25 protein-coding genes are annotated in these 26,504 nt (G+C 56.7%); 9 read left to right on the forward strand and 16 right to left on the reverse strand.

Features of this window, described 5'->3' with window-relative positions; genetic code table 11:
* Window positions 1-85: 85 nt before the first annotated feature.
* From AC007G_RS16540 to AC007G_RS16550, 3 genes are all read right to left on the reverse strand, one after another.
* The gene (locus AC007G_RS16540; RefSeq protein ID WP_032689516.1) at window positions 86-1,390 is read right to left on the reverse strand and encodes an MFS transporter; all 1,305 of its coding nucleotides are present in this window, start codon (window positions 1,388-1,390) and stop codon (window positions 86-88) included.
* A 72-nt stretch (window positions 1,391-1,462) separates the two neighbouring features.
* Window positions 1,463-2,413: a 2-hydroxyacid dehydrogenase gene (locus tag AC007G_RS16545; protein ID WP_080724360.1), complete on the reverse strand. Its 951-nt coding sequence runs from the start codon at window positions 2,411-2,413 to the stop codon at window positions 1,463-1,465.
* Window positions 2,414-2,623: 210 nt separating this feature from the next.
* A complete protein-coding gene (locus AC007G_RS16550; protein WP_142630741.1) occupies window positions 2,624-3,616 on the reverse strand; it encodes a LacI family DNA-binding transcriptional regulator in 993 nt (330 codons plus the stop codon).
* Window positions 3,617-3,903: 287 nt separating this feature from the next.
* Here AC007G_RS16550 and idnO point away from each other — a divergent pair, with 287 nt between their 5' ends.
* From idnO to AC007G_RS16565, 3 genes are read left to right on the forward strand one after another with little or no spacing between them, the layout of a single operon-like run.
* Entirely contained in the window at window positions 3,904-4,668 is a 765-nt protein-coding gene (gene idnO / locus AC007G_RS16555) for a gluconate 5-dehydrogenase (protein ID WP_032689519.1), read from the forward strand.
* A gap of 14 nt (window positions 4,669-4,682) precedes the next feature.
* Window positions 4,683-5,213, forward strand: a complete 531-nt coding sequence (locus AC007G_RS16560; RefSeq protein WP_228724112.1) for a gluconokinase — start codon at window positions 4,683-4,685, stop codon at window positions 5,211-5,213.
* Complete coding sequence (locus tag AC007G_RS16565) at window positions 5,210-5,677, forward strand: NanQ anomerase/TabA/YiaL family protein (RefSeq protein WP_004857760.1); 468 nt, start codon at window positions 5,210-5,212, stop codon at window positions 5,675-5,677. Before AC007G_RS16560 ends, AC007G_RS16565 begins: the two co-directional genes overlap by 4 nt.
* A 53-nt stretch (window positions 5,678-5,730) precedes the next feature.
* Here the strand turns inward: AC007G_RS16565 and AC007G_RS16570 are convergent, their stop codons facing one another.
* From AC007G_RS16570 to AC007G_RS16590, 5 genes are all read right to left on the reverse strand, one after another.
* Complete coding sequence (locus tag AC007G_RS16570) at window positions 5,731-5,964, reverse strand: YgdI/YgdR family lipoprotein (protein WP_032689522.1); 234 nt, start codon at window positions 5,962-5,964, stop codon at window positions 5,731-5,733.
* Window positions 5,965-6,133: 169 nt separating this feature from the next.
* Window positions 6,134-9,358, reverse strand: coding sequence for a carbamoyl-phosphate synthase large subunit (carB, locus tag AC007G_RS16575; RefSeq protein ID WP_032689523.1), 3,225 nt, complete (start codon window positions 9,356-9,358; stop codon window positions 6,134-6,136).
* A gap of 16 nt (window positions 9,359-9,374) precedes the next feature.
* Window positions 9,375-10,523 carry a glutamine-hydrolyzing carbamoyl-phosphate synthase small subunit gene (carA, locus tag AC007G_RS16580; RefSeq protein WP_032689524.1) on the reverse strand — a complete coding sequence of 383 codons (1,149 nt, stop codon included), beginning with the start codon at window positions 10,521-10,523 and terminating at the stop codon, window positions 9,375-9,377.
* A 458-nt stretch (window positions 10,524-10,981) separates the two neighbouring features.
* Complete coding sequence (gene dapB, locus AC007G_RS16585; RefSeq protein ID WP_032689525.1) at window positions 10,982-11,803, reverse strand: 4-hydroxy-tetrahydrodipicolinate reductase; 822 nt, start codon at window positions 11,801-11,803, stop codon at window positions 10,982-10,984.
* A 144-nt stretch (window positions 11,804-11,947) separates the two neighbouring features.
* On the reverse strand, window positions 11,948-12,979 hold the full coding sequence (locus AC007G_RS16590) for a LacI family DNA-binding transcriptional regulator (RefSeq protein ID WP_032689526.1): 1,032 nt from the start codon (window positions 12,977-12,979) through the stop codon (window positions 11,948-11,950).
* 189 nt (window positions 12,980-13,168) lie between these two features.
* Here AC007G_RS16590 and AC007G_RS16595 point away from each other — a divergent pair, with 189 nt between their 5' ends.
* The 5 genes from AC007G_RS16595 to AC007G_RS16615 are packed head-to-tail and all read left to right on the forward strand — an operon-like array spanning window position 13,169 to window position 17,479.
* On the forward strand, window positions 13,169-14,914 hold the full coding sequence (locus tag AC007G_RS16595) for a class I mannose-6-phosphate isomerase (RefSeq protein WP_142630743.1): 1,746 nt from the start codon (window positions 13,169-13,171) through the stop codon (window positions 14,912-14,914).
* 4 nt (window positions 14,915-14,918) lie between these two features.
* Window positions 14,919-15,347, forward strand: coding sequence for a PTS sugar transporter subunit IIA (locus AC007G_RS16600; RefSeq protein WP_032689529.1), 429 nt, complete (start codon window positions 14,919-14,921; stop codon window positions 15,345-15,347).
* 11 nt (window positions 15,348-15,358) lie between these two features.
* Complete coding sequence (locus AC007G_RS16605) at window positions 15,359-15,853, forward strand: PTS sugar transporter subunit IIB (RefSeq protein ID WP_032689531.1); 495 nt, start codon at window positions 15,359-15,361, stop codon at window positions 15,851-15,853.
* A gap of 10 nt (window positions 15,854-15,863) precedes the next feature.
* Window positions 15,864-16,661: a PTS mannose/fructose/sorbose/N-acetylgalactosamine transporter subunit IIC gene (locus AC007G_RS16610; RefSeq protein ID WP_004857742.1), complete on the forward strand. Its 798-nt coding sequence runs from the start codon at window positions 15,864-15,866 to the stop codon at window positions 16,659-16,661.
* The gene (locus tag AC007G_RS16615; protein ID WP_099973342.1) at window positions 16,661-17,479 is read left to right on the forward strand and encodes a PTS system mannose/fructose/sorbose family transporter subunit IID; all 819 of its coding nucleotides are present in this window, start codon (window positions 16,661-16,663) and stop codon (window positions 17,477-17,479) included. Before AC007G_RS16610 ends, AC007G_RS16615 begins: the two co-directional genes overlap by 1 nt.
* Window positions 17,480-17,594: 115 nt before the next feature.
* On the opposite strand, the gene AC007G_RS16620 is transcribed toward AC007G_RS16615, so the two are convergent.
* From AC007G_RS16620 to AC007G_RS16630, 3 genes are all read right to left on the reverse strand, one after another.
* A complete protein-coding gene (locus AC007G_RS16620; protein WP_032689534.1) occupies window positions 17,595-18,377 on the reverse strand; it encodes a glucose-6-phosphate isomerase family protein in 783 nt (260 codons plus the stop codon).
* The gene (locus AC007G_RS16625; protein WP_032689535.1) at window positions 18,364-18,933 is read right to left on the reverse strand and encodes a glucose-6-phosphate isomerase family protein; all 570 of its coding nucleotides are present in this window, start codon (window positions 18,931-18,933) and stop codon (window positions 18,364-18,366) included. The genes AC007G_RS16620 and AC007G_RS16625 overlap by 14 nt, the downstream gene beginning before the upstream one ends.
* A 117-nt stretch (window positions 18,934-19,050) precedes the next feature.
* On the reverse strand, window positions 19,051-19,680 hold the full coding sequence (locus AC007G_RS16630; protein WP_046853112.1) for a serine-tRNA(Ala) deacylase AlaX: 630 nt from the start codon (window positions 19,678-19,680) through the stop codon (window positions 19,051-19,053).
* Window positions 19,681-19,774: 94 nt separating this feature from the next.
* Here AC007G_RS16630 and AC007G_RS16635 point away from each other — a divergent pair, with 94 nt between their 5' ends.
* Window positions 19,775-20,722: a LysR family transcriptional regulator gene (locus tag AC007G_RS16635; RefSeq protein ID WP_032697302.1), complete on the forward strand. Its 948-nt coding sequence runs from the start codon at window positions 19,775-19,777 to the stop codon at window positions 20,720-20,722.
* Here AC007G_RS16635 and rihC read toward each other — a convergent pair.
* The 5 genes from rihC to ileS form a co-directional block, all read right to left on the reverse strand.
* On the reverse strand, window positions 20,683-21,597 hold the full coding sequence (rihC, locus tag AC007G_RS16640; RefSeq protein ID WP_142630981.1) for a ribonucleoside hydrolase RihC: 915 nt from the start codon (window positions 21,595-21,597) through the stop codon (window positions 20,683-20,685). The two genes, AC007G_RS16635 and rihC, sit on opposite strands and share 40 nt — an antisense overlap.
* A gap of 66 nt (window positions 21,598-21,663) precedes the next feature.
* Complete coding sequence (ispH, locus tag AC007G_RS16645) at window positions 21,664-22,614, reverse strand: 4-hydroxy-3-methylbut-2-enyl diphosphate reductase (protein WP_032689538.1); 951 nt, start codon at window positions 22,612-22,614, stop codon at window positions 21,664-21,666.
* Between the two features lies 1 nt (window position 22,615).
* Window positions 22,616-23,065: an FKBP-type peptidyl-prolyl cis-trans isomerase gene (gene fkpB / locus AC007G_RS16650; RefSeq protein ID WP_032689539.1), complete on the reverse strand. Its 450-nt coding sequence runs from the start codon at window positions 23,063-23,065 to the stop codon at window positions 22,616-22,618.
* A 118-nt stretch (window positions 23,066-23,183) separates the two neighbouring features.
* A complete protein-coding gene (gene lspA / locus AC007G_RS16655; protein WP_032689540.1) occupies window positions 23,184-23,684 on the reverse strand; it encodes a signal peptidase II in 501 nt (166 codons plus the stop codon).
* Complete coding sequence (gene ileS / locus AC007G_RS16660) at window positions 23,684-26,500, reverse strand: isoleucine--tRNA ligase (RefSeq protein WP_032697301.1); 2,817 nt, start codon at window positions 26,498-26,500, stop codon at window positions 23,684-23,686. The genes lspA and ileS overlap by 1 nt, the downstream gene beginning before the upstream one ends.
* Between the last annotated feature and the right edge of the window lie 4 nt (window positions 26,501-26,504).

Here is a 26,504-nt window from a genome sequence, read left to right on the forward strand (position 1 = left end):
GCGTTAACTCTCGTTGTAATCAGCAAGAGTGTAGTCAGTTAATCGAAGTGCTTACAATCACAACCTGCTTTTATCTCAATACCCTTCAGGCATTTCGCGGCTGCTTGCTGACGACGGCAGCGGGCTCGCCGATCTCAAGATCGCAGCGTTTCGGCAGCAGGAAGGTCATGGTCCCGGCGATGATGAGCGATCCTGCCAGCGCGCAGACCGCCACGTTCTGGCCATACAGATAGATCATCACCCCAACCAGATAAGGACCGCAGAAGCCGCCGAGATTGCCCAGGCCGTTAATCACACCCCGTGCGCTACCGGCAACTTCCGCGGCCGCGATACGCCCCGGCATCGACCAGAACGGGCTGGTCGCCGACTTAAGGAAGAAACCGCAAATCACCAGCGCAATATAGGCCGCCACAACGTGCTCACGCAGTACCACCGAGGCCACCAGCGCCGCAGCGAAGCTGTAGAGCGAGAAGCGTACCCACAGGCGACGTTTGCCGCTGCGATCGCTGAACAGCGAAATCACATAAATGCCCGCCAGCGTGGCCACAAACGGCAGCACCGCCAGGAAGCCGACGCTGGCCATACTGCCGCCGGTCAGGCCCTTCAGAATAGTCGGCAGCCACAGGGTGTAACCGTAATCGCCGGTCTGATAAAAGAAGTTAAGGATAACCAGTTTCATCAGCCCGCTATTGCGGAAAACATCTTTGACCGGTGCGTTGCTGACCGCATCTTCCGCCAGCTTTGCCGCCCGCTCTGCGGCCAGCGTGGTAACCAGATAGTGGCGCTCTGCCTCCGGCAGCCAGCGCGCCTCTTCCGGACGGTCGCTGATCATAAACCACCACACCGCCAGCACCACCACGGACAGCAGGCCTTCGATAATAAACAGCCAGCGCCAGTCGAGCGCGGCAATAATCGCCCCGGAGACCGGTGCGGTCAGCATGCCGCCCAGCGGAGCAAACATCATGACGAAGGCATTGGCCCGCCCCAGCTCTTTTTCCGGGAACCAGTTACTGACCATCGTCAGCACCACCGGTAGCATCCCGCCTTCGGATACGCCGAGAATAAAGCGCAGCACCAGCAATTGATATTCATGGGTCACAAAACCGGTGGCAATCGACACCACCGCCCAGGCCATCAGCGACCACGCAATAAAGCGTTTACCGCTGCCATTTACCGCAATACGCCCGCCGGGTATTTGCAGAAATAAATAACCAATAAAAAATATTCCGCTGGCCACACCGGCCATTTGACTGGTAATACCTAAATCAGCTTCCATGCCACCGGGCAAAGCAAAACTAATATTCACCCGATCCATAAACGAAATAATACAGGCAATCAACACCGGCGTGATAATACGTAGCCAGCGGGTGCTGGGAATTTTATCATTCATATTTCGTACTCTCTATGCAGAGGTTATTGTTGTCATTAAATTAGAGCCGGGCACAGAAATAAGAGATGAACATTAATTAATGGCATTCGGCAATACGTTACCGGAGAAATAAGCGGTGACGTTTGCAAAAACCACTTCGCTCATTTTCTGTCGGGTTTCATGGGTGGCGCTGGCCACGTGCGGTTGCAACACCACATTATCCAGCGCGATCAATGCTGCCGGAACATGAGGCTCATCTTCAAAAACATCGAGGGCAGCGCCGGCGATAACACCGTTTTGTAACGCCTGAATCAACGCCTTTTCATCCACCAGCGAACCGCGAGCGATATTAATCAGCCACGCATGTTTCGGCATGACGTTGAAGACTGAAAAATCGATCAGCCCGCGGTTTGCTTCACCGCCGGAGGCGGCAAGCACCAGAAAATCACTCTCATGGGCCAGGGTATGCAGATCGGCGCACCACTGGTAATCCAGCCCCGGAACCGGTTTACGGTCATGGTAAAGCACCTGCATATCGAAACCGCGGGCGCGGCGGGCAATCGCCTGACCAATATTGCCCATCCCCAGCAGGCCGATACGTTTACCGCTCACCTGGGTGGCCAGCGGCATGCCCCCCTTTTCCCAGCGGCTTTCTCGTACAAAACGATCGCCCTGACACAGATTGCGGGAACCGGCCAGCAGCAGCCCCATTGCCAGGTCCGCCACGTCGTTAGTCAGCACGCCGGAAGTGATGGAAACCTGAATCTGCCGGGAGCGAACATACTCTAAATCCACCGCATCGGTGCCCACGCCGAAAATGGCAATCAGACCCACGTGCGGCAGCAGTTCGAGGACGCTGTTCTGCACTCCGATATCCCCTCGGGTGACAACGGCTGCAATATTCTCTCCCTGCTCACGCAGAAAACCGATGGGATCCTCCTGCTCGTACAGACGCAGCAGCGGGAAGTCGGCCGCCAGCTGTTCCTGCAAGGCATCAATAACGGGGGCCACTAAGAGGATGGCGCGGGTAATAGTACTCTTCATCAGATCACCTGTTTGACGGTTCATTACGACGGTAGCCACTATCAAACGGTTTTTTAGCCGAACGTTTTGCGATCTGCATCACGCTGAATCGTGTTAAAAATTGCTGTTACGGTGTCCGTGATCGCTAAGACAAAAACCCGGTTTTACGCGGGGACAAGCGACGAAGCGTTAACGTTCTGCTAACAGGGCTGCGCCGCCGTTCAGGCAGGATTAAATGGTTTCGCCCATCGACAGGCGATAGTGCAGATCGACTTTCTCTATGGTTGGCAGTCCTTTGATTTTCTTAATTAAAATTTCAGTGGCCACCTTACCCATTTCATAGCGTGGAGTCAGAACGCTTGCCAGCCGCGGGGTGACGATCTGGCCAATCTCCAGACCATGAAAACCGGCGATCGCCAGCTCCTGCGGCACCGCGATACCCGATGCAAGGCACTCCTGTAACACGCCCACCGCCAGGTCATCATTAGTGCAGAGAATCCCGTCCATAGCGGCGTACATCTGCCGCGCCAGATTCATCATGCCGGTGCCAATCGACACCGACGACACCTTATTGGGGGCAATGCGCCCCGTCGGCAGTCCGGCATTCTCCATCGCCTGACAATAGCCGGCGTAGCGCTGCTCATCGCGGACATCGGACATCGACCCAAAATAGATAATGTGCCGCTTGCCGCTCGCCAGCAGCATCGTGGTCATGTCAAAACCGGCTTTGAAGTTGTCAAACCCGACGTTGATTCGCCCCGGGTTCTCCGCCAGTCCCATCACCTCCGCGATCGGGATTTTCGCCGCATTGAGGTATTTGTCCGCCCGCAGCGTATGGAGCGACTCAGTCAGCAGCAAGCCTTTGACATGAAAGGCCAGTACGGCGGCAATCTGCTCCTCTTCACGCTGGCGGTCGTAATCGTAATTGACCACCAGCGTCTGATAGCCATGAGTCGCGGTCACCGACTCGATGCCGGCCAGCAGGTCGGCGAAGATTTGATTATGAAAAGAGGGAATCAGCACGCCGATGCGCGGGACGGCGACGCTGGTCATCGCCGGATTGTCGGGATCGGGCTCGTAACCAATTTCCGCAATCACGCTGGCGATACGCTCCGCCGTCTCCGGTTTTACTTTATCCGGCGTACGTAAATAGCGGCTGACGGTCATTTTGGTTACGCCAGCCAGCGCTGCAATATCATTGAGCGTAATGCGTTGTGCTTTCATCTATCGACCCGTCAAATACATCCACTGCATCAGGCCATTATGCCTGCCGCTGAAGAAAAAGAGAATCGAACCCTTCCCCCGTTAACCCCTTGAGCAGCGGTAATTTCCACGCGGCTTCACGTTTAACGTAACCCCTTTTCGTAACACTATTTTGAGTGATCTCCATCACAGATTTAAGCGGCGAAAATCCGTGATATAGAGCACAGGTTGTTGCGGTTTGTTTTTTGCCAGTCAGGAATTAAAACGCCCAGCATCATTTATATTCAGCCGTTAATCAGGATATCAAGATGAAAGATCTTTTCAGCTTACAAGGCAAACGTATTTTAATTACTGGCGCAGGACAAGGCATTGGTTTTGTCATGGCGCAAGGCCTTGCACAATATGGCGCAGAAATTATTATCAACGATATTTCAGCGTCCCGGGCAGATGATGCGGTGATGAAATTACGTGATGAAGGTGCGATTGCCCATTCGGCCGTATTTAATGTGACCGATGCCGATGCGGTCGAAAATGCGATTGCTAAAATCGAAGAAGAAACCGGCGCTATTGATGTGTTATTCAATAATGCGGGTATTCAGCGACGCCATCCGTTTACCGAATTTCCGGTCCAGGAGTGGAATGATGTTATTTCCGTTAACCAGACCGCGGTATTTCTGGTTTCGCAGGCCGTGGCTAAACGCATGGTCAGCCGTCAGCGCGGAAAAATCGTCAATATCTGTTCCATGCAGAGCGAGCTGGGACGCGACACCATTACGCCTTATGCCGCCGCCAAAGGGGCGGTCAAAATGCTGACCCGCGGCATGTGCGTCGAGCTGGCGCGCTATAACATTCAGGTCAACGGTATCGCACCGGGCTACTTTAAAACCGCCATGACCCAGGCACTGGTGGACGATCGCGCCTTTACCGACTGGTTGTGCAAACGCACGCCTGCTAACCGCTGGGGCGATCCGCAAGAGCTGGTCGGTGCGGCGGTGTTCCTCTCCTCCAGAGCATCCGATTTCGTCAATGGTCATCTGTTGTTTGTCGACGGCGGCATGCTGGTTGCCGTCTGATTAAGGAGCGCATTATGGCAGGGCAATGCATTATTTTGATGGGCGTCTCAGGCACCGGCAAAACCACCGTCGGGCAGGCGCTGGCCCAGGCGCTTGGCGCGAAGTTCATCGATGGCGACGATCTGCATCCACGGCAGAATATTGTCAAAATGGCCGCCAGCCAGCCGCTCGATGATGACGATCGCCGGCCCTGGCTGGAGCGGATTGCCGACGTGATTTTCAGCCTGGAGCAAAAGAATGAATCCGGCGTGCTGGTCTGCTCGGCGTTGAAAAAACGCTATCGCGATCGCCTGCGTGAAGGCAGCGGTCATCTGCGTTTTCTGTGGCTGACCGGCGACTATGAGTGCATTCTGCAGCGGATGCAGCAGCGTAAAGGCCACTTTATGCCGGAAGCGCTGCTGCGCAGCCAGTTTGCCGCCCTGGAAACGCCGGACGCCAGCGAGCGCGATATCATCGCCGTTGATATCGCCCCCGACGTGGCGACTATCGTCGCGCAATCCATCACCTTACTTACGCCTCAATCAGCACAGGGAGTTCCGGCATGATTATCGATACCTTAAGCGCCGCCGCCAAAAATGCGTTCTATCCAGCGGTGATTAAAAAAGCGCTACAGGCCGTTGCGCAGCAGGATCCCCACACCCTGCCTCCGGGCAAATATACGGTCGATGGCGATAACCTGTTCTTTACCGTCGTCGAGGGCCAGACGCGCCCGCTGTCGGAGCAGCGCCCGGAATTTCATCGTCAGTATATTGATATCCATATTGTCCTGGCGGGCGTTGAGATAATCGGTGCCGGTAACAAAGGCCTGCCGATCGCGCCGGATGGGCCGTTCAAGGAGGCCCACGATATTGGCTTTTGTGAGGCAATCAGCAGCGAAACGCTGATTCATCTGCATCCGGAAGAGCTGGCCATTTTGTTTCCGGGCGAACTGCACCGTCCGATGGGCGCGATGGATGCCGGCGCGCCGCTGCGCAAAATTATCGTTAAGATAGATAACGCTCTGCTGTAGCTGTCCCGCCGTACTCAGCCCCACGAGATCCTTCGCGGGGCCCCGGATAACCCTTAGTTATCCAGTTCGTCCATCGACTTCACCTGATCGCGATTGATCTGTTCAGTCCGGCCGGTTTCCGCATTTTTGTATGACACCATACCGGTGTCATCATCCACCTGCGGCTTACCATCAGTGACGATCGTTTTACCGTCGGTCGTTTTCAGCGACTGGTTCGATGAACAGCCCGCCACAAACACCATTGCCGTCGCCGCCAGCGCGGATGCCATCAGAATTTTGTTCCGCATTGTATCCTCCTGTCTTTCCGTCAATTGATATCGTTATGATGCTAACTATAGTTAGCCTCACCAGACGGGCAGTGAAAAGCAGAACTCTCCGAAGATGGCGCGGATAAAAAAAGGCCGACGATTTCTCGTCAGCCCTTGTTGTTCCGCGACCCGGTATTAACGAGGCGGCTTACTTTTTAATTTGCGCGTGCATTTCCTGAACCGAGGTCACTTTCTCGATGGCGTTAGCGTTGAGCGCCATCGCCGTGGCGAAACCGCCGTTCAGGGTGGTGTCGTAATGCACTTTGTACTGCAGGGCGCTGCGGCGAATCAGCTTGGAGTCTTCAATCGCCTGACGACCTTCGGTGGTGTTGATGATGTAGGTGTATTCGCCATTCTTGATACGGTCCTGAATGTGCGGACGACCTTCATGCACCTTGTTCACCAGACGTGGGTTGATCCCCGCCTCACCCAGCACAATCGCAGTACCGTGAGTCGCATCCAGTTCGAAGCCGAACTTCAGCAGTTTCGCCGCCAGGTCAACAACACGCTCTTTGTCGCCTTCGCGAACGGAGAGCAGCGCGCGCCCCTGTTTTTTCATCGTGGAGCTGCTGCCGAGCTGCGCTTTAGCGAACGCTTCGGCAAAAGTACGGCCCACGCCCATCACTTCCCCGGTAGAGCGCATTTCTGGCCCTAACAGCGGGTCAACGCCCGGGAATTTGTTGAACGGCAGCACCACTTCTTTCACCGAGTAGTACGGCGGGATAATTTCTTTGGTTACGCCCTGCTGTGCCAGAGTCTGGCCAGCCATCACGCGCGCCGCGACTTTGGCCAGCGGGACGCCGGTGGCTTTCGAGACGAACGGGACGGTACGCGCCGCACGCGGGTTCACTTCAATCAGGTACACTTCATTGTTTTTCACCGCGAACTGGACGTTCATCAGGCCACGGACCTGCAGTTCAAAGGCCAGCTTCTGTACCTGCTCACGCATCACATCCTGAATTTCCTTGCTCAGGGTGTAGGCCGGCAGAGAACATGCGGAGTCGCCGGAGTGCACGCCCGCCTGTTCGATGTGCTCCATGATGCCACCAATCAGCACCATTTCGCCGTCGCAGATAGCATCAACGTCGACCTCGACCGCATCGTCAAGGAAGCGATCCAGCAGAACCGGTGCGTCGTTCGAGACGCTGACCGCGGTCTGGAAGTAGCGCTTCAGGTCGGCTTCGTCGTAGACGATTTCCATCGCCCGCCCGCCCAGGACGTAGGACGGGCGCACCACCAGCGGGTAGCCAATCTCTTTCGCCTTCTCAACGGCCATCTCAATGGTCGTTACGGTCGCGTTCGCCGGCTGTTTCAGCTTCAGACGGTCAACCGCCTGCTGGAAACGTTCACGGTCTTCGGCACGGTCAATCGCATCCGGGCTGGTACCGATAACCGGTACGCCAGCCGCTTCCAGCGCACGCGCCAGTTTCAGCGGCGTCTGGCCGCCGTACTGGACGATAACGCCCTTCGGCTTCTCGATGCGGACGATTTCCAGCACGTCTTCCAGCGTCACCGGCTCAAAGTACAGACGGTCGGAGGTGTCGTAGTCGGTAGAGACGGTTTCCGGGTTACAGTTAACCATAATGGTCTCGTAACCGTCTTCGCGCAGCGCCAGCGAAGCATGTACGCAGCAGTAGTCAAATTCGATACCCTGGCCGATACGGTTCGGGCCGCCGCCGAGGACCATGATTTTATCGCGGTCAACGGACGGGTTCGCTTCACACTCGTCTTCATAGGTGGAGTACATATAGGCGGTATCGGTGGCGAATTCCGCCGCGCAGGTATCCACACGCTTGTAGACCGGGTGCAGGTTGTACTGGTCACGCAGCTTGCGGATTTCGCCTTCACGAACGCCCGCCAGTTTGGCCAGACGCGCGTCGGCAAAGCCTTTGCGCTTCAGCTGGCGCAGGAAGTCAGGCGTCAGACCGGTGATGCCGAGGTCAGCCACTTTCTCTTCCAGACGGACCAGCTCTTCAATTTGTACCAGGAACCAGCGGTCGATGTTGGTCAGGTTGAAGACGCCGTCCACGGACAGCCCCGCGCGGAACGCATCGGCGATGTACCAGATACGCTCGGCGCCGGCATCTTTCAGCTCACGGCGAATTTTGGTCAGCGCTTCCGGGTCGTCGAGACTGACTTTCGGGTCGAAACCGGTAGCCCCCACTTCCAGGCCGCGCAGCGCTTTCTGCAGGGATTCCTGCTGGGTGCGGCCAATCGCCATCACTTCGCCCACGGATTTCATCTGAGTAGTCAGACGGTCGTTAGCGCCAACGAATTTTTCGAAGTTGAAGCGGGGAATCTTGGTCACGACATAGTCGATGGACGGTTCGAACGAGGCCGGCGTACGGCCACCGGTGATGTCGTTCATCAGCTCATCGAGGGTGTAGCCGACCGCCAGCTTGGCCGCCACTTTGGCAATCGGGAAACCGGTCGCTTTCGATGCCAGCGCGGAGGAGCGTGATACGCGCGGGTTCATTTCGATAACAATCAGACGGCCGTCTTTCGGGTTAACGGAGAACTGAACGTTAGAGCCCCCGGTTTCCACGCCAATTTCACGCAGCACCGCCATCGATGCATTACGCATCACCTGGTATTCTTTATCAGTCAGGGTTTGCGCCGGCGCGACGGTAATGGAATCGCCGGTGTGGATCCCCATGGCGTCGAAGTTTTCGATCGAGCAGACGATGATGCAGTTATCGTTCTTATCACGCACCACTTCCATTTCGTACTCTTTCCAGCCGATCAGCGATTCATCGATCAGCAGTTCGTTGGTCGGAGAGAGGTCCAGCCCGCGGGCACAAATTTCTTCGAACTCTTCACGGTTGTAAGCGATACCGCCGCCGGTGCCGCCCATGGTGAAAGACGGACGGATGATGCATGGGTAGCCCACGTCTGCGGCCACCGCCAGCGCTTCTTCCATGGTGTGCGCAATGCCGGAACGCGCGGTATCCAGACCGATTTTCTTCATTGCCACATCGAAGCGACGGCGGTCTTCCGCTTTATCAATCGCGTCAGCGGTAGCGCCGATCATGGTGACGCCGAATTCGGCCAGCACGCCCTGACGTTCCAGCTCCAGCGCGCAGTTCAGCGCCGTCTGACCGCCCATGGTCGGCAGTACCGCATCCGGACGCTCTTTTTCGATAATTTTGCGCACGACTTCCCAGTGAATCGGCTCAATATAGGTCGCATCGGCCATTTCCGGGTCGGTCATGATGGTGGCCGGGTTGGAGTTCACCAGAATGACACGGTAACCTTCTTCGCGCAGGGCCTTACAGGCCTGAGCGCCAGAGTAGTCAAATTCGCAAGCCTGGCCGATAACGATCGGGCCAGCGCCAAGAATCAGGATGCTTTTTATGTCTGTACGTTTTGGCATGGCTCTTTTCTCCTGATTATTTCGCGGACTGGCGGTACTGCTCAATTAATGCAATAAAATGGTCGAACAACGGCGCGGCATCGTGCGGGCCTGGGCTCGCTTCCGGGTGGCCCTGGAAGCTAAACGCCGGTTTGTCCGTGCGGTGGATGCCCTGCAGCGTCCCGTCGAACAGCGACTTGTGGGTCACGCGCAGGTTAGCCGGCATGGAGGCTTCGTCGACCGCAAAACCGTGGTTCTGGGCGGTAATCATCACCACATTATTATCGATATCTTTAACCGGGTGGTTGCCGCCGTGGTGGCCGAACTTCATCTTAACGGTCTTCGCACCGCTCGCCAGCGCCAGCAGCTGATGGCCGAGGCAGATGCCGAATACCGGAATATCGGTCTCGAGGAATTTCTCAATCGCGGTAATGGCGTAATCGCACGGCGCCGGGTCGCCAGGGCCGTTGGACAGGAAGATACCGTCCGGATTCATCTTCAGCACCTCTTCGGCGGAGGTTTTCGCCGGCACCACCGTCAGGCGGCAGCCGCGGTCAACCAGCATGCGCAGAATGTTGCGTTTAGCGCCAAAATCGTAGGCCACAACGTGGAACGGCAGCTCGCTTTCCGCCTTCGCTTCCGGCAGGTCGCCCGCCAGCGTCCAGCTGCCTTGCGTCCAGCTGTAGGTTTCTGAAGTGGTGACTTCTTTCGCCAGGTCCATGCCGTTCAGGCCAGGGAACGCTTTGGCTTTTTCCAGCGCCAGCTGCGCATCCAGGTTATCACCCACGATGATGCAGCCGTTCTGTGCGCCTTTTTCACGCAGCAAACGCGTCAGCTTACGGGTATCGATATCGGCAATCGCCACGATGTTATGGCGCTTGAGGTAAGAAGAGAGGTCTTCGGTATTGCGGAAGTTGCTGGCAATCAGCGGCAGGTCGCGAATGACCAGACCCTGCGCATGTACCTGAGAAGATTCTTCATCGCTGTCGTTGGTGCCGACATTACCAATATGGGGATAAGTAAGAGTGACAATTTGGCGGGAATAGGAAGGATCAGTGAGGATTTCTTGATAACCGGTCATTGAAGTATTGAAAACGACTTCCCCAACCGCCGTGCCCGTTGCCCCGATGGCCCGACCGTGAAACTGGGTTCCGTCTTCCAGAACCAATAGCGCTGACTTAATCAAAACACCCTCCAGAGAATATTCACTCACTTTATTTGCATATTAATGCATGTGCATGACATGAATCAATGCAAATTTGCTTACCTATGGATTTCTGGCAAACGGCGGCATTCTGGAGAGATGTCGGGTAAAAGTCAACTTAAAGCCGATATTTTTTATCTCTTTTTACGTCACTGACCTCTCAGCACTGCGTTAGCAGGTAAAAAGATCAACAAACTATGCAGAGAAAACGCTTGCGGACCAGGAAGATTGCAAAACAGCGCGCGCAGGAACAAAAAAGTAGACCGGATGGTCAAAATTTACAATAACACAACAAAAAATGGATGGATAATTTAAGATTATAGCTATTTCATCAATTTTAATTGATGAAATGATAAAAAATAAAAAGGGCAATAAAACATTGCCCTTTGCAATCAATTACATATTGAATGCAATAACCACATCACGATGGGTAATAAAACTTATAAAGCATTGAGCTCAAGCACATCACGCATGTCGAAAAGGCCTGATTTCTTATCTTTTAACCACAATGCAGAACGAACGGCACCATTAGCAAAAGTCATCCGGCTGGATGCCTTGTGGCTGATTTCAATACGCTCACCAATATCGGCAAACATGGCGGTATGCTCGCCGACGATATCTCCGGCGCGCACGGTGGCAAAGCCAATGGTCCCCGGGACGCGTTCGCCGGTATGGCCTTCACGGCTGTAGACCGCGCAATCCTTCAGATCTTTGTTCAGTGCGCCGGCAATCGCCTCGCCCATCGCCAGCGCGGTGCCTGACGGTGCGTCCACTTTGTGACGGTGGTGCGCTTCAATAATTTCGATATCGGTGTAGTCGCCCATCACCTTCGCCGCTTTTTCCAGCAGCTTTAACAGGACGTTGACGCCAACGCTGAAGTTGGCCGCGAAAACGATCGCAATCTCCTGCGCCGCATCGCGAATGGCCTGTTTCCCGGCCTCATCAAAACCGGTGGTACCAATCACCATCCCTTTGCCGTGTTCGCGACAGAAAGCAAGGTGGTTTAACGTCCCTTCCGGGCGGGTGAAATCGATCAGCACATCAAAATCATCTTTGACCGCCGCAAGACTGCTTTGCACCGTGACACCGGCTTTACCGGCACCGGCCAGCTCACCGGCATCGCTGCCAAGGAGGGAAGAACCTTCGCGCTCCAGCGCCGCGCCCAGCGCCACGCCGTCCATCTGCTGTACGGCCTGAATTAACTGGCGTCCCATCCGGCCGCCCGCGCCTGCGATGGCCACGCGGATTTGTGCATCATGCATAGCTATTCTCTTTTGTTAACTTAACGTAAATTGTTTCCAGATTAACCAGCCCGTCGATGAGCCGCTACTGTAAAACACCGATAATTAGAAATTTATGACAAACGGCGTTCGATATCAGTAAAAACTATACGCCGGCGTCGTTTCTCACTCGCCCGGAGCGTTAACCCTGTGCCGAAAACCACAGGATTCGCGGACCACCAGAGCCGGCGGCAAAATAATGCGTTTCGGCGGTTCATCATTGCCCTGAATGCGGCTATACAGCAGTTCGCCGGCTTTGCGGCCAATCTCCTTCGCCGCCACCGAAACGGTCGTCAACGCCGGCTGAACCAGCGCGGCTTCAGTAATATCGTCAAATCCCACCAGCGCAAAATCACGGCCCGGCTCACGCCCGGTTTTACGCAGCGCCTGCATCACGCCCAGCGCGACAATGTCCTGGTAACAAACTGCGGCCGTGATTTGCGGATAGCGGGTCAGCAGCGCTTCGGCCACTTTCGCGCCGTCGATCTGGCTGGCCTGGGCCGTGACGATCCACTCCGGCCGCGGCGAGAGCCCGCTCTCGAGGAGCGTACTGGTGAATCCGCCAATACGCTGTGCCCGAGTACCAGAACTCAGGCTGCCGCCGATAAAGGCAATCTGTCGGTGGCCCATTTTCAGCAAGTGCGCCGTGGCCATCTGCGTGCCGAGAAAGTTATCGGTACCGACAAAATCAAAATCCGGATCGCTGAGCGGGCGCACCACCATAATGGCGGGAATATTGCGTCTTTTCAGCGCATCAAAAAATGAGGCCGGCGTTTCCCGCGCCGCGCACAGCACCATGCCGCAGGCGCTATTGCGCATCAGCGAGTCGACAAACTTTTGCTGCCGCTCGCCTGACTCTTCGCTGTTTGCCAGGAATAACAGCAAATCATGCCGCTCCATTTCATGGCTTAAGCCTGCCGTCATCTCACCGTAAAACGGGTTGGTGATGTCATGCAGCAGCAGTCCAACCTGGTTGCTGCTGCGATTACGCAGATTGGCGGCGGTCTGATTGTAGACATAGCCAGTTTCATCCAGCGCCTTCAGCACTCGTTCGCGCGTAGCTTGCGAAATCCGCCCGCGGTTACGCAATACCATCGAAACGGTGGCCGTAGATACTCCTGCCCGTTCAGCCACCTGTGCCAGCGTCACTGTTGTCATGATCTCTCCCGTTCGTTTACCGAAGGTTAATCGAATAACCTAAAAATTGCATTTTTCCTTGTGACAGGACTCACAATAACGCCCATTTTGTCGCTTTACTTGCGCATTATGGCGGGTTAATCGCGTTAACCACACTATCAAAATAAGGTTAATCGATTAATCTTTATTTAGCCAATACGGAGACAGATAATGCAAACGACCTATGATAAATTCCCTGAAGTGACGGTTCAGGGTTATGACGACCAGGCCTGGCAGGGCTGGGAATCCCTCTCTGCGACGCTTCGCCTCAGGGCTTCAGCCGCCTCCAGAACCGTGCTGGTTGTGGACTGCTATCCCGGCGTCCGGCTTGACGAACTGGAGCAGCGACTGCTGCCGTCGCTGAACGCTACGCGGGTGCTGAACGTCGAATCCGCCCGCCGCGATGAACAGGCGCTCCACGATTTGCTGGCGCGTAACCTGACCGACGACCGTGTTTTTGGGGTCCTCTCCTGTCATCATCTGGAAGAGTTTTTTAACGCCGACAAGTTACATCAGCTGCGCCAGCAGGTCGATGCCGTGACCGAAGGCCTCATCGTTATTTATGGTCCCGGCGCCGCGCTCGTTCATCCGGGCGATGTGCTGGTCTATGCCGATATGCCGCGCTGGGAAATTCAGCAGCGCATGCGCCATGACGGCCTCGGGAACTGGGGGGCGGACAACCAGGACGAGGACATCCTCCGTCGCTATAAGCGCGCCTTTTTTATCGAATGGCGCGTCTTCGATCGCCACAAAACACCGCTGCTCAAACGCGCCGACTATCTGCTCGATACCACGCAAAAAGAGTCACCGACGCTGGTCAGCGGCGAAGCGCTGCGCGCCGCCCTCCAGCAAACCACCACCCGTCCGTTCCGCGTCGCCCCGTTCTTCGATCCCGGCATCTGGGGCGGCCAGTGGATGAAACAGCAATTCGATCTCGATCCCGCCGCGCCCAATTACGCATGGTGTTTTGATTGCGTGCCCGAGGAAAACAGCCTGTTACTGCGCTTTGGTCAGGTGCGGATCGAGATCCCCTCACAAAACCTGGTCTTACTTCATCCTCGCGCGCTGCTTGGCGAGAAGGTTCACGCCCGGTTTGGCGCTGAATTTCCCATCCGCTTTGATTTTCTCGACACCATCGGCGGCCAGAACCTGAGCTTCCAGGTTCATCCCGTCACCGAGTACATCCAGCAGCAGTTTGGTATGCACTACACCCAGGATGAAAGTTATTACATTCTCGAAGCGGAACCGCAGGCGGTGGTCTATCTGGGAACCAAAACCGGAACCGAACCGCAGGCGATGCTGGACGATCTTAAGGCCGCGGCCCGCGGGGAAAAAACCTTCGACGATGCCCGCTTTGTTAACCAGATCCCGGCCCGTAAGCACGATCACTTCCTGATCCCTGCCGGCACGGTTCACTGCTCGGGCAGCGGCACGATGGTCCTCGAAATCAGCGCCACGCCGTACATTTTTACCTTCAAGCTGTGGGACTGGGGACGTTTAGGTTTAGATGGCCTGCCGCGCCCCGTCCATCTGGAGCACGGTGAGCAGGTTATCGACTGGCAGCGTGACACCCGCTGGGTTGCCGACAACCTGGTAAACCAGGTCGAACCCGTGGCCGAAGGCGAAGGCTGGCGTGAAGAACGGACCGGGATGCACGAGCGTGAATTTATCGAAACCCGCCGCCACTGGTTCACCGCGCCGGTGACTCATCATACTCAGGGCGGGGTGAACGTTCTCAACCTGGTCGAAGGTGATGAGGCCATCGTTGACAGCCCGAGCGGCGCCTTCGCGCCTTTCGTCGTCCACTATGCCGAGACCTTTATTATTCCCGCCGCAGTGGGCGAGTATCGCATTTCACCGTCGGGCAAAGGCACAGGACAGCCGCTCGCCACCATTAAAGCCTGGGTAAGAGGATAAGCGCATGATCAACGTAATTGTTGCCACCCACGGCCCGCTGGCGAACGCCCTGCTTGCAAGCGGCCGCATGGTTTACGGCGAATTACCACATGTTTTCGCCGTGACGCTCGACGAGCAGGCTGGCATTGAAGGCTTCAGACAGGATTTCGCCCGCACGCTGGCCAGCGCCGGGCAAAACGCCGATGGCGTGCTGGTACTGTGCGATATGCAAAGCGGTACGCCGTGGAACATCGCCTGCCAGCACGCGTTTTCCACTCAGACGATCCCCCCGGTCGCCGTCGTGGCGGGAGTCAATTTCCCGATGCTGCTGCAAAGCGACGAGGTTCACCATTTAACGGATGTGCACGATGCTGCCGCACAGCTGCTGGCGTTAACCGTACCGACACTGGTCATGGCTGCCCCGACGATATCCGTTCAGTCCGATGATTTTTAAAGGAAACCGCTATGAGTATCTCTTTTGTACGTATCGACGACCGCGTTATTCATGGGCAGCTCGTGACACGCTGGGCCAAAGAGCTGCCCTGCGATGGTATCGTCGCCATTGACGACGCCGTCGCGGCCGATCCGCTGCTCTCATCAGTGATGAAAGGCGCGGTCCAGGACACCAAAGTCTGGCTGTTCGATACCGCGACAGCTATCGAAAAATTGCCCAAAGTGATCGCCAGCGATAAGCGTTACTTCGTGATTGGCAAATCCCCCGTTACGCTCCAGCGCATCGAAGAAGCCGGTATCAGCCTGAAAAATGCCAACGGCAAAATTAACGTTGGTCCAATGAGCGCCCGCGCCGATACCCGAACCATTGGCCCGAATCAATCGGTCAACGCGGAGGAGATAGCCGCCTTTGACTGGCTGGTGCAGCACGGACATCTTGTTGAGTTCCGCCTGGTCCCGGATGCCGGCTGTTACAGCTGGCAGGACGCCCGGCAGAAGCTGAAATAAGGAGCGGATGATGATTATCGAAGCGACATTGATAGGCTTTCTTTGCTATCTGGGCGCCCTCAGTAGCCCCTGGCTTTTAGGGCTGACCGGCGGCTGGTATCTGATCACCCGGCCGCTGGTTTCCGGCATGCTGGTCGGGCTTATTCTCGGCGATGTGAAAACCGGCATTATGATCGGCGTGGCGGTCCAGGCCGTCTATATCGCCATGGTGACACCGGGTGGGTCGATGCCGGCCGACCTTAACTTTGTCGCTTACCCGGCCATCGCCCTCGGGATCCTGTCAGGAAAAGGGCCGGAAGTGGCGGTAGCGCTGGCGGCCACCATCGGTATCGCCGGGACCATTCTGTTTAACGCCATGATGGTGCTGAACTCTTTCTGGAACCATCGGGCCGATGTTGCGCTGGATCGTGGCGACGAACGCGGAATTTATCTCAACAGCGCCATCTGGCCCCAGGCCACGAACTTCGTTTTACGCTTCGTACCGACTTTTATCGCCGTCTATTTCGGTGCGCAGTACATCAGTAGTTTTATGGACAGTTTGCCCAAAATCATTCTGTCGACGATGAATGTGCTGGGCGGCATTCTGCCTGCGGTGGGGATCGCTATCCTGCTCAAACAGATCATCAAAAACTACACCATGCTGATCTATTTTCTCGTCGGTTTCGTCTGCATCGTCTTTTTAAAGCTCAATATGGTCGCGCTGGTGATCGTGGGCTCGCTGCTGGCGCTAATCCATTACAACTACAAACCGGAGCCGCAGCAGAGCACTGGCGCAAAACCGGTCGTCGATGATGAGGATGAATTCTGATGGAAGAACGTACCCTGACCCGCAAAGACCTGCGCCGCTGCTGGCGCGCGTGGATGATGCACAACCTGTCCTCAATGAGCTTTGAACGCCTGGAATCCTTCGGCTTTTGCCTGAGCATGCTGCCGGTGGCGAAAAAACTCTATCCCGATGCCGCCCAGCGCACCGAAATGCTGCGCCGTCACGCATCGTTCTATAACACCGAGCCACAGATCGGCGCGATCGTCAACGGTATGGCGCTGGGGCTGGAGGAGAAAAAAGCCAACGGCGAACCGATCGATGGTGAAACGATCAATACCCTGAAAGTCGGCCTGATGGGGCCGATCGCCGGGATCGGTGATTCAATGATCCCCGGCATGCTTATCCCGATTTTGCTGAGTATCGGTATGGCGCTGGCGGCCGGCGGCAGCATTCTCGGGCCGCTGTTCTATACCGTCGCCTGGCTGGGCATCATTATTCCCGGCTCGTGGTTTCTGTTTCTCAAAGGCTACAAAATGGGTTCCGGATCGGTAGAGATGCTGGTCAGCAGTCAGTCTACTCGCCTGCGTGAAGCCTTGTCGCTACTGGGTGTTTTCGTCATGGGCGGCGTTGCGGCAAGCTACGTTAAACTCGCAACCGGGCTGGAATTCGTCACCAAAGACGGGGTCAATATTCACGTTCAGCAGATGCTGGATGGCATCTTCCCGCAGCTGCTGCCGCTGGTGGTGGTGCTGGGGACGTGGTATTTGATGGCCAAACGCGGGGTTTCACCGGTAAAAGCGATGGTGCTGCTGCTGGTACTGGCCGCACTCGGCGTGATGAGCGGTCTGTTTGCCGGCTGATATCGGATGGTGTTGTGAAAACGCCCCGCTCGCGTCGCGCAGAGCGGGGCGAACGCAGCGGATCGCGTGAAGATCCGCCCAACGTCAAAAAAACCGGGGCTATGCCCCGGTTGTGCTATGGATGGAAATTCCGCCATAGTTCCGCCGTCTTATCCGGACGGGAGATAAACTGGAAGCGGGCAGGATCGTCAATAAACTGCTGATAAACTGGCGCGGAGGTAATGCCAAACTCCGTATACTGCCGGGGGGTAATAGCCTGCAACCGCCCGGGAATATAGTGCGAATTATGCAACCAGATAATCTGTTCATCCTGCAGCAGCGGATACCAGGCCAGCCCTTTTCGGGCGCGCACGGCATCATATTCAAAACCGTACTCGCGATCGCACCATGCGCCAAAAGTTAAGGGTTCATCCTGGCTCGCCGAAATGGTGGCATGCCCCCAGCCGGGCGGTACCAGTACCTTTTCTCCCGGCCCGGCGATGACCGCAAAGCAGCGTCCGGGGTCGTCCTCCACGTACTCTTGCATGTAGATAATGGCTTTCCCCTGCCAGATTTCATACAGCTCCGGCGGCGACCAGCCGCTGTGCTGGCTGATGCGATGGACATGTCCCTGACTGCGAATCGGTTCTTCCCCCAGTCGCCCGGCGGCATAGGTCACCACGCCAAACAGCAGCATCCGTTTTTTCAGCTCTTCACGATCCTGCATCCGCGCCACATCCATGGCGATGGCATACACCTCCTCCGGCCCTTCACAGTGGGGATCGCGCAGAGAAGCGCGAATCTGATCGAGACGACGGATTTCCGGCATCGGTCCGGTGACATCATTGCCGTAGCTAAAACCCAGCGGCCGCTGATGAATCGCCATATCCAGCCCGTAACAACCGTCAGATTTCGCCATTCTGCACCGCCTTGACCTGGAGAGTCCGATTCTCTTCAAAGACCCGCAGCGCAAAGCCGTTTGCCAGCGCAGCGTAATCGTGTCCCGCCACGCCGGGCCAGACCGCCAGCGCGGAAAGCGTATCGCCACCGGTATTAATCAACCGGTGCGCGGTAAACCCCGGAATAATATGTACTGACCCGGCAAAAACCTGCTCAAAGCGCGCTTGTCCTTGCTCATCTTGCAGCAGCAGTAAACCACTCCCGCGCAGACCAAAGTAGACTTCGCCTTGTTCACGACGGGCATGGAAATGCCCGCGGGTCATAAAATACTCGTTGCCCACCTTCCCGGGATAAAGATGGGTGACGCCGGTATACAGCGCCCCTTCCGCTGAAGAGGTATCAAGCATTTCCACATCATAAACGACCAGCTCGCCCACCATTCCCTGACGCGCGCGCTCATCGGCGAATACCCGCGCAAGATCCGCAATGCGCGTTGATTTACGTAACAACGGGCCATCGGCAAGTGCGCCGCTGGCCCAGACCACCTGCGGTGGCTGAATAAAGGAAGGATTCATATTTGTCTCCGGCCCGAGGAGAACAACAGGATCAGATTAGCAGATTAATCGATTAACCTCAGAGGGGCCGGGTGACTTTGTAACTGATATCACACAAAAGTTCGGCAGCGTCGCCGCTCACTCCAGCGTATAACTTACGATCAGCTGGCCTTTTTTGATTTTCACCTGGGTGATCGTCACCACACCCAGCTCAGACAGGCTGGCAACATGCGTTCCGCCGCAGGGATAGGCCGGTAATGGACCAAACTTGACCTGCCGCAGCCCATCCTCATAAGCCAGATGCCGCGGCAGATTTTCCGCTTGCCAGCCCGCGATCGTCGCCAGAAGCGCGCTGGCCTCCGGCACGATGGCGGGCGCGGTGGCGGTGAAAGTTATCCGCCCTTCTCCAGGCCAGTGGTGCGCTTTGATGGGATGCCAGCCGGCGCCTTCGCCCGCCAGGCCGATCAGATGTCCCGCAGAGTGCAGCCGCGAATGCAGACGCCGGGCAGCGTCATCCACCCGAATCGTCACCTCTCCAGGCGGCAGCGGTTGTGCGACAATGTGCATGACGCTGTCGCCTCGCGCCACCACGCCTTCAACGGCAATACCGTCAATCCAGCCGCGGTCGGCCGGTTGCCCGCCGCCCTGCGGGTGAAACAGGGTCTGGTCCAGCTCAATGGCATAGCGGCCGTCGGCTTCGGCCAGGCAGCTCAGTACCCGCGCGCGGCCTTCGGTCGCATCGCTGGTGTAATAAAGACGTTCAGTCATGGGGTTGTCCTCTTCTCTGTCAGGACAGTATATTGATATTACGCATGACGATAATCCCGTCATCCATCAATGCACTTTTGCTTTATGGGCACAAATGAATCTCAATTTACTCCCCGACCTTGCCCTGTTCGTGCAAATTGTCGACCAGGGCAGTTTTTCTGCCGTCGCCCGCCTTTCCGGGGCAACGCCTTCGGCGGTCAGTCGCAGCGTCTCGCGACTGGAACACGAACTGGGCTGTAAGCTGCTGCACCGCAGCACGCGTAAATTACGCCTGAGCGATGCCGGAAAAACGGTGTATGCGCACGCGCAGGAGATGCTGGAATCGGCGCGCCTGGCGATGGACTCCGCCAGCAGTACGCAGGAGGTGGCGCAGGGAAAACTGACCCTCAGCGTGCCAAAAGCCGTCGGGCGTTTTGTGATTCACCCGTTGATGACGGAATTTCTCACCCGCTACCCCGGCGTGGATGTCTGTCTGCGGCTTGAGGACCGCTATCTGGATCTGATTGATGATGGTATTGATCTGGCGCTGCGTATTACCCACAGCCCCTCTCCCGGGCTACACGGCAAGCCGCTGATGCCGGTGACCCACGTGATCTGCGCCACAGCGGACTATTTGCTGCAGCACGGCACGCCGCAAACGCCGGCAGAGCTGCGCGCCCACAGCTGCATCAGCCTCGGCGAAACGCCGGCCGACTCACGCTGGAAATTCCGACGGGCGGGTAAAACGGAAACTATCCAGACTCACGGACGCTACGCCGCCAACCATACTGCCGTACGCCTTGATGCGGTGAAGCAGCATTTAGGTATCGGCAGCCTGCCGCTGTTTACCGCTCGCGACGCGCTGGCCCGGGGCGATATCGTGCAGGTTCTGGCAGAATGGGAGTTTATCAGTAGCTATAGCGGACAGCTGTGGCTGCTGTGGTCGGGCAATAAACATATGCCCGCCAGAATGCGGGCCATGATTGATTATCTGAGCGAGAAAATTGACGGTCGCCAGGCCGCTTACGGCGCCAGGGCCAACACTTCCGCCACCCAGCGCTGAAAACCGCCCACATCCAGCTCCAGCGCAACGCGAGCGTTCGCCGGCTGCCCGAGCCGCCCTTCGATATCGACGACGGTGGTACCGGATGTCCAGGTCCCCTGCGTTTCCACCGCCACAAAGCACGGTTGTAGGGTAAACAGCTCGGGGCGCACCAGCCAGGCAATGGCGCACAGGTCATGCATACGTAGCCCGCTGCTCATGCTGCCGCTGCGATAATGGCTGAACAGCGCGTGGAGCATCTTTCCGGTTTTGTTCAGCGCGGGCAGCGTGGCGAGGTACTCCGGCGTCAGCATCGCCCGGTTCGTCACGTCGAGACCGCACATCACGATCTCCAGACCGCTGCGAAATACGCTGGCCGCGGCTTCCGGGTCGATAGCAATATTGAACTCCGCATTGGGCGTGAAGTTACCGCGCCCGGCAGAACCGCCCATGATCACCAGCCGGCGAATATTAAAGCGACATTCCGGATACTGCGTCAGGAGCAGCGCAATATTGGTCAACGGACCAATCGCCACCAGCGTAATGGGCTCCTGAGCATGCATCAGCGCGTCGCGAATGGCCTGAAAGGCCGGTTTCGGCAATGGCTGGCAGTCATGCTCGACAAAATCATACCCTTCCATACCGGACTCACCATGCACGGAGGCCGCATCGCGCAGCGGGCGCAAAAGCGGCATCGACGCCCCTTGAGCCAGCGGAACCTTCGCCTGCCAGAAATGCAGTAGCTGCAGGGCATTACGGGTGGTTTTTTCCACCGACACGTTCCCCGCCACCGTCGTCATCAGCTGCAGATCGAGCTCGGGGGCAAACAGCGCAGCGGCGATCGCCGCCGCGTCGTCAATGCCGGGATCGGTATCAAGAATGATCGGTAAGCGCATCGTTTCTCCCAAAAAAAATGCCAGACGTTAAGTCTGGCATCTTCTCACATTCGCTGGCGAAAGAACTTAGTCTACTTCACGGACATCAACCCGCAGCTCTTTCGGTACTTCGAAAACGATATTCTCTTCACGCCCTTCCAGCGGGACGGCTTCTCCACCGCCCAGCGCCTGCAGACGCGCAATCACGTTCTGCACCAGAATATCCGGGGCCGATGCGCCTGCGGTCACGCCAACGCACGCGGCCTCTTTGACCCACGCTTCCTGAATATCCGTCGCGTCGTCAATCAGATAGGCTGCTTTCCCCATCCGCTGAGCGAGCTCCGCCAGACGGTTGGAGTTAGAGGAGTTTTTCGACCCCACCACCAGCACGACATCGGCCTGTTCCGCCAGCGCACGCACCGCTTCCTGACGGTTGGTGGTTGCGTAACAGATATCGTCTTTGCGCGGCCCGACGATTTTTGGGAAGCGTTCGCGCAGCGCGTCGATCACATCCGAAGTGTCATCTACCGAGAGGGTGGTCTGCGTCATAAACGACAGCCGGGCGTCGTTTTTCACCTCCAGCTTCCAGACGTCATCGGGCGATTCCACCAGATACATTCCCCCTTCCGGGTTGCTGTACTGGCCCATCGTCCCTTCGACTTCCGGGTGACCGGCATGGCCAATCAGGATCGACTCTTCGCCACGACGACTGGCGCGGGCGACTTCCATATGCACTTTGGTCACCAGCGGACAGGTCGCGTCAAAGACCGTCAGATCGCGGTTTTTCGCTTCATTACGCACCGCCTGAGATACGCCGTGCGCAGAGAAAATCAGGATCGCGCCATCAGGCACTTCGCTAATCTGTTCGATAAAAATGGCGCCGCGCTTGCGCAGGCTATCGACCACATAGCGGTTATGCACCACTTCATGACGCACATAGATCGGCGCGCCGTAGAGCGTCAGCGCGTTTTCGACAATGCTGATAGCGCGGTCAACGCCGGCGCAGAAGCCGCGCGGGTTAGCCAACAGGATCTGCATTTCACTCCTCCAGCGCCGGATCGATTTCCAGCACTTCAATATCAAAATGGACGGTGCGCCCGGCCAGCGGGTGGTTGAAATCCACGGTGATCGAATCGCCGTTCACTTCACGAATCACGCCGGGCATTTCGCTGCCATCCATTGCGGTAAAGAGCATAATCGCGCCAATTTCCGGCTCGCCCGCATCGATAAATTCACGACGGGAAAAATACTGGATAAGATCCGGGCTTGGCACGCCAAACGCGGCATCGGGCTCCAGCGAAAATACCTTTTTCTCACCCTCTTTCAGACCCAGAAGCTGTTGTTCAAGACCTTCAGACAGGGAGGTGTCGCCAAGGCGAAACAGGGCAGGTTTGCCGTTATTGCGGGTGGATTCAGCCGTTGAGCCATCATCCAGTTTCAGCGTGAAGTGAACGAGGATCGCGCTGTTGCTCTGTACGGATTTAGACATGCAAATTGCTCGCTTGTTTTGGCCCGCCTGTTTGCCCGGTGACGCTACGCTTACCGGGCCTACGGAAGGGCACAAATTCTGTAGGCCGGGTAAGCGCAGCGCCACCCGACATTTACATTTACACCGGCTCTTTCGCCGAAGGTTTTGGCAGGAAGCCTTCCAGCACAATCAGCGCCGCGCCGATACAAATTGCGGTATCGGCGAGGTTGAAGGTAGCGAAATGCCAGTCCCCGACGTAGAAATCAATCATATCGACGACAAAACCATGCCATAGCCGATCAAACAAATTCCCCAACGCGCCGCCAATAATCAGCGCGTAGGCAATGTTGTTCAGCTTTTGCGTGGCTTTTGAGCGATACATCAATACCGCCAGAATCACGCAGATACCAATGGCAATGCCGGCAAAGAACCAGCGCTGCCAGCCGCCGCTATCGGCAAGGAAACTAAAAGCCGCGCCATAGTTACGCGCATAATGCAGATTAAGCGACGGGAACAGCGATACCGTATCCCCCAGAGCAAAGTTCTGGAGGATCAGGAATTTACTGCCCAGGTCAATAATCAGCACGGCTACAACGACCCAAAGCCAGCGTAGCCCCGTTGAACAGACAGATTTACTCATCAGGCAAACTTACGTTTTTCGCCGTCACCGGCGACGTTGCTGACACAGCGACCGCAGATTTCCGCGTGTTCCGCCACCTTGCCGACATCGCTGGTATAGTGCCAGCAGCGTGGGCATTTCTCGCCTTCGGCTTTACTCAGCACGACTTTCAGACCTTTCAGCAGTTCACTCTGCCAGGCATCCGCCGGCGCCTGTGCATAATCGGCAACCGTCGCCCCGGAGGTCAACAGGACAAATCGTAATTCGCTGCCCAGCGCGTTCAGCTTCGCGGCCAGATCGGCATCGGCATACAGCGTGACCGCCGCTTCCAGAGAACCGCCCACCAGCTTGTCGGCACGCGCCTGCTCGATGACCTTGTTGACTTCGCCACGTACCTGCAGCAGGTCGTCCCAGAAGTCGTCGTTCATCGCTTCGTCATCGGCCAGGCCGAACAGACCTTCATACCACTCACCGGTGAAGACGTATTTCTCGCGGGAACCCGGCAGGTAGCCCCAGATTTCGTCTGCGGTGAAGGACATGATCGGCGCCATCCAGCGAACCAGCGCTTCCACAATATGGAACAGCGCGGTCTGGCAGCTGCGACGCGCCACGCTGTCCGCTTTCGCGGTGTACTGGCGATCTTTGATGATGTCGAGATAGAACGAGCCCATTTCGATGGAGCAGAAGCGCATCAGGCGCTGCACCACTTCGTGGAAATCATACGATTCGTAGGCCTTCAGGATATCTTCCTGCGCCGCTTGCGCGCAGCCTACCGCCCAACGATCGAGCACTACCATCTCTTCCGGTTTCACCATATCTTTTACCGGATCGAAACCGTTGAGGTTCGCCAGCAGGAAGCGTGCGGTGTTACGGATACGACGATAGCTGTCGGCAGCACGTTTAAGGATCTCGTCAGAGACCGCCATTTCGCCGGTGTAATCGGTAGATGCGACCCACAGACGCAGGATATCCGCGCCCAGTTTATTCATCACATCCTGCGGAGAGACGGTGTTACCGATGGATTTGGACATTTTACGTCCCTGACCATCCACGGTGAAACCGTGCGTCAGCACCTGGCGGTACGGCGCTTTGCCCTTCATCGCCGTGGAGATCATCAGCGAGGACATGAACCAGCCGCGATGCTGGTCAGAACCTTCCAGGTACATATCGGCGGCGTGACCGGAGAATTCAGGGCGTACGTCAACGACGGAGGAGTGGGTAGATCCGGAGTCGAACCACACGTCCAGGGTATCCGGCACTTTCTCGTAGTTGTCCGCGTCAGCGCCCAGGATGTCGCGGGAATCGAGATCCCACCACGCCTGAATGCCGTCAACTTCAACGCGCTTCGCCACTTCTTCCATCAATTCCAGGGTATTCGGGTGCAGTTCCTGCGTCTCTTTGTGCACAAACAGAGACATCGGCACGCCCCAGGTACGCTGACGGGAGATACACCAGTCAGGACGGTTAGCAACCATGGATTCGATACGCGCCTGGCCCCAGTCCGGGATCCACTGCACGCCTTTGATCTCTTTCAGCGACTGCGCGCGCAGACCTTTCTGATCCATGCTGACGAACCACTGCGGGGTCGCACGGAAGATGATCGGCGACTTGTGACGCCAGCAGCACGGATAGCTGTGCTGCATTTTCTCAACGTGCAGCAGCGCACCGCTTTCGCGCAGCATTTCGACGATGATGTCGTTCGCTTTAAAGACGTTAATACCGTCCAGCGCCGGATAGGTCCCCGGCAGGTAGGAACCGTCCGGGCCGACCGGATTGGCAATTTCCAGGCCGTATTTCTGGCTGATGGTGTAGTCGTCCGGACCGTGGCCGCCGGCGGTATGGACCGCACCGGTACCGGCATCCAGAGTGACGTGATCGCCGAGGATGGCCGGTACGTCGAAGTCGAGGAACGGATGCTTAAAGCGCATCAGTTCCAGTTCATCACCTTTCACCGCCGCCAGGATGGTGTAATCCGCAATACCCGCGCGTTTCATCACGCTTTCAACCAGATCTTTCGCCAGGATCAGCGCCTGGTCTGCGACCTGCACCAACGCATAGTCGAATTCCGGCGACAGGGAGATGGCGCGGTTGGCTGGCAGGGTCCACGGGGTGGTGGTCCAGATGACCAGTGATACCGGGCCGGTGACATCGGCAACGCCGAATTTCGCCAGCACAGCGGCTTTGTCTACCGCGTGGAACGCTACGTCGATAGAAGGAGACGTTTTGTCGTAATACTCGACTTCCGCTTCAGCCAGCGCAGAACGGCAGTCGACACACCAGTGCACCGGCTTCGCGCCTTTGTGCAGGTGGCCGTTACCGATGATTTTACCCAGCGCACGGATAATGTTGGCTTCGGTTTTGAAGTCCATGGTCAGGTACGGACGCGACCAGTCGCCCAGCACCCCCAGGCGGATAAAGTCTTTACGCTGGCCGTCGATCTGCTCAGCGGCATATTCGCGGCACTTGGCGCGGAATTCAGCAGCGGTGAATTTCTCACCCGGCTTGCCATATTCCTGCTCCACTTTCAGCTCGATCGGCAGACCGTGGCAGTCCCAACCTGGAACGTAAGGCGAGTCATAGCCCGTCAGTCCTTTGGACTTAACGATAATGTCTTTCAGAATCTTGTTAACCGAGTGACCAATATGAATGCTGCCATTCGCATAAGGAGGGCCATCATGCAGAATGAAGGTTTTTTTGCCTTTTTTCGCTGCACGGATGATGCCGTACAGGTCATCATCGGTCCAACGCGCCAGCATTCCCGGTTCGCGCTTGGCGAGATCGCCACGCATCGGGAACCCTGTTTCCGGCAAATTCAGGGTGGATTTATAGTCACTCATCAGA

The sequence above is a fragment of the Klebsiella sp. CSG-1 genome (assembly GCF_056521145.1).

Bases quoted from the DNA above. Each gene is read 5' to 3' on its own strand.
- AC007G_RS16540 (WP_032689516.1), bottom strand. From the start codon at position 1,390: ATGAATGATAAAATTCCCAGCACCCGCTGGCTACGTATTATCACGCCG.
- AC007G_RS16545 (WP_080724360.1), bottom strand. From the start codon at position 2,413: ATGAAGAGTACTATTACCCGCGCCATCCTCTTAGTGGCCCCCGTTATT.
- AC007G_RS16550 (WP_142630741.1), bottom strand. From the start codon at position 3,616: ATGAAAGCACAACGCATTACGCTCAATGATATTGCAGCGCTGGCTGGC.
- idnO (WP_032689519.1), top strand. From the start codon at position 3,904: ATGAAAGATCTTTTCAGCTTACAAGGCAAACGTATTTTAATTACTGGC.
- AC007G_RS16560 (WP_228724112.1), top strand. From the start codon at position 4,683: ATGGCAGGGCAATGCATTATTTTGATGGGCGTCTCAGGCACCGGCAAA.
- AC007G_RS16565 (WP_004857760.1), top strand. From the start codon at position 5,210: ATGATTATCGATACCTTAAGCGCCGCCGCCAAAAATGCGTTCTATCCA.
- AC007G_RS16570 (WP_032689522.1), bottom strand. From the start codon at position 5,964: ATGCGGAACAAAATTCTGATGGCATCCGCGCTGGCGGCGACGGCAATG.
- carB (WP_032689523.1), bottom strand. From the start codon at position 9,358: ATGCCAAAACGTACAGACATAAAAAGCATCCTGATTCTTGGCGCTGGC.
- dapB (WP_032689525.1), bottom strand. From the start codon at position 11,803: ATGCATGATGCACAAATCCGCGTGGCCATCGCAGGCGCGGGCGGCCGG.
- AC007G_RS16590 (WP_032689526.1), bottom strand. From the start codon at position 12,979: ATGACAACAGTGACGCTGGCACAGGTGGCTGAACGGGCAGGAGTATCT.
- AC007G_RS16595 (WP_142630743.1), top strand. From the start codon at position 13,169: ATGCAAACGACCTATGATAAATTCCCTGAAGTGACGGTTCAGGGTTAT.
- AC007G_RS16600 (WP_032689529.1), top strand. From the start codon at position 14,919: ATGATCAACGTAATTGTTGCCACCCACGGCCCGCTGGCGAACGCCCTG.
- AC007G_RS16605 (WP_032689531.1), top strand. From the start codon at position 15,359: ATGAGTATCTCTTTTGTACGTATCGACGACCGCGTTATTCATGGGCAG.
- AC007G_RS16610 (WP_004857742.1), top strand. From the start codon at position 15,864: ATGATTATCGAAGCGACATTGATAGGCTTTCTTTGCTATCTGGGCGCC.
- AC007G_RS16615 (WP_099973342.1), top strand. From the start codon at position 16,661: ATGGAAGAACGTACCCTGACCCGCAAAGACCTGCGCCGCTGCTGGCGC.
- AC007G_RS16620 (WP_032689534.1), bottom strand. From the start codon at position 18,377: ATGGCGAAATCTGACGGTTGTTACGGGCTGGATATGGCGATTCATCAG.
- AC007G_RS16625 (WP_032689535.1), bottom strand. From the start codon at position 18,933: ATGAATCCTTCCTTTATTCAGCCACCGCAGGTGGTCTGGGCCAGCGGC.
- AC007G_RS16630 (WP_046853112.1), bottom strand. From the start codon at position 19,680: ATGACTGAACGTCTTTATTACACCAGCGATGCGACCGAAGGCCGCGCG.
- AC007G_RS16635 (WP_032697302.1), top strand. From the start codon at position 19,775: ATGAATCTCAATTTACTCCCCGACCTTGCCCTGTTCGTGCAAATTGTC.
- rihC (WP_142630981.1), bottom strand. From the start codon at position 21,597: ATGCGCTTACCGATCATTCTTGATACCGATCCCGGCATTGACGACGCG.
- ispH (WP_032689538.1), bottom strand. From the start codon at position 22,614: ATGCAGATCCTGTTGGCTAACCCGCGCGGCTTCTGCGCCGGCGTTGAC.
- fkpB (WP_032689539.1), bottom strand. From the start codon at position 23,065: ATGTCTAAATCCGTACAGAGCAACAGCGCGATCCTCGTTCACTTCACG.
- lspA (WP_032689540.1), bottom strand. From the start codon at position 23,684: ATGAGTAAATCTGTCTGTTCAACGGGGCTACGCTGGCTTTGGGTCGTT.
- ileS (WP_032697301.1), bottom strand. From the start codon at position 26,500: ATGAGTGACTATAAATCCACCCTGAATTTGCCGGAAACAGGGTTCCCG.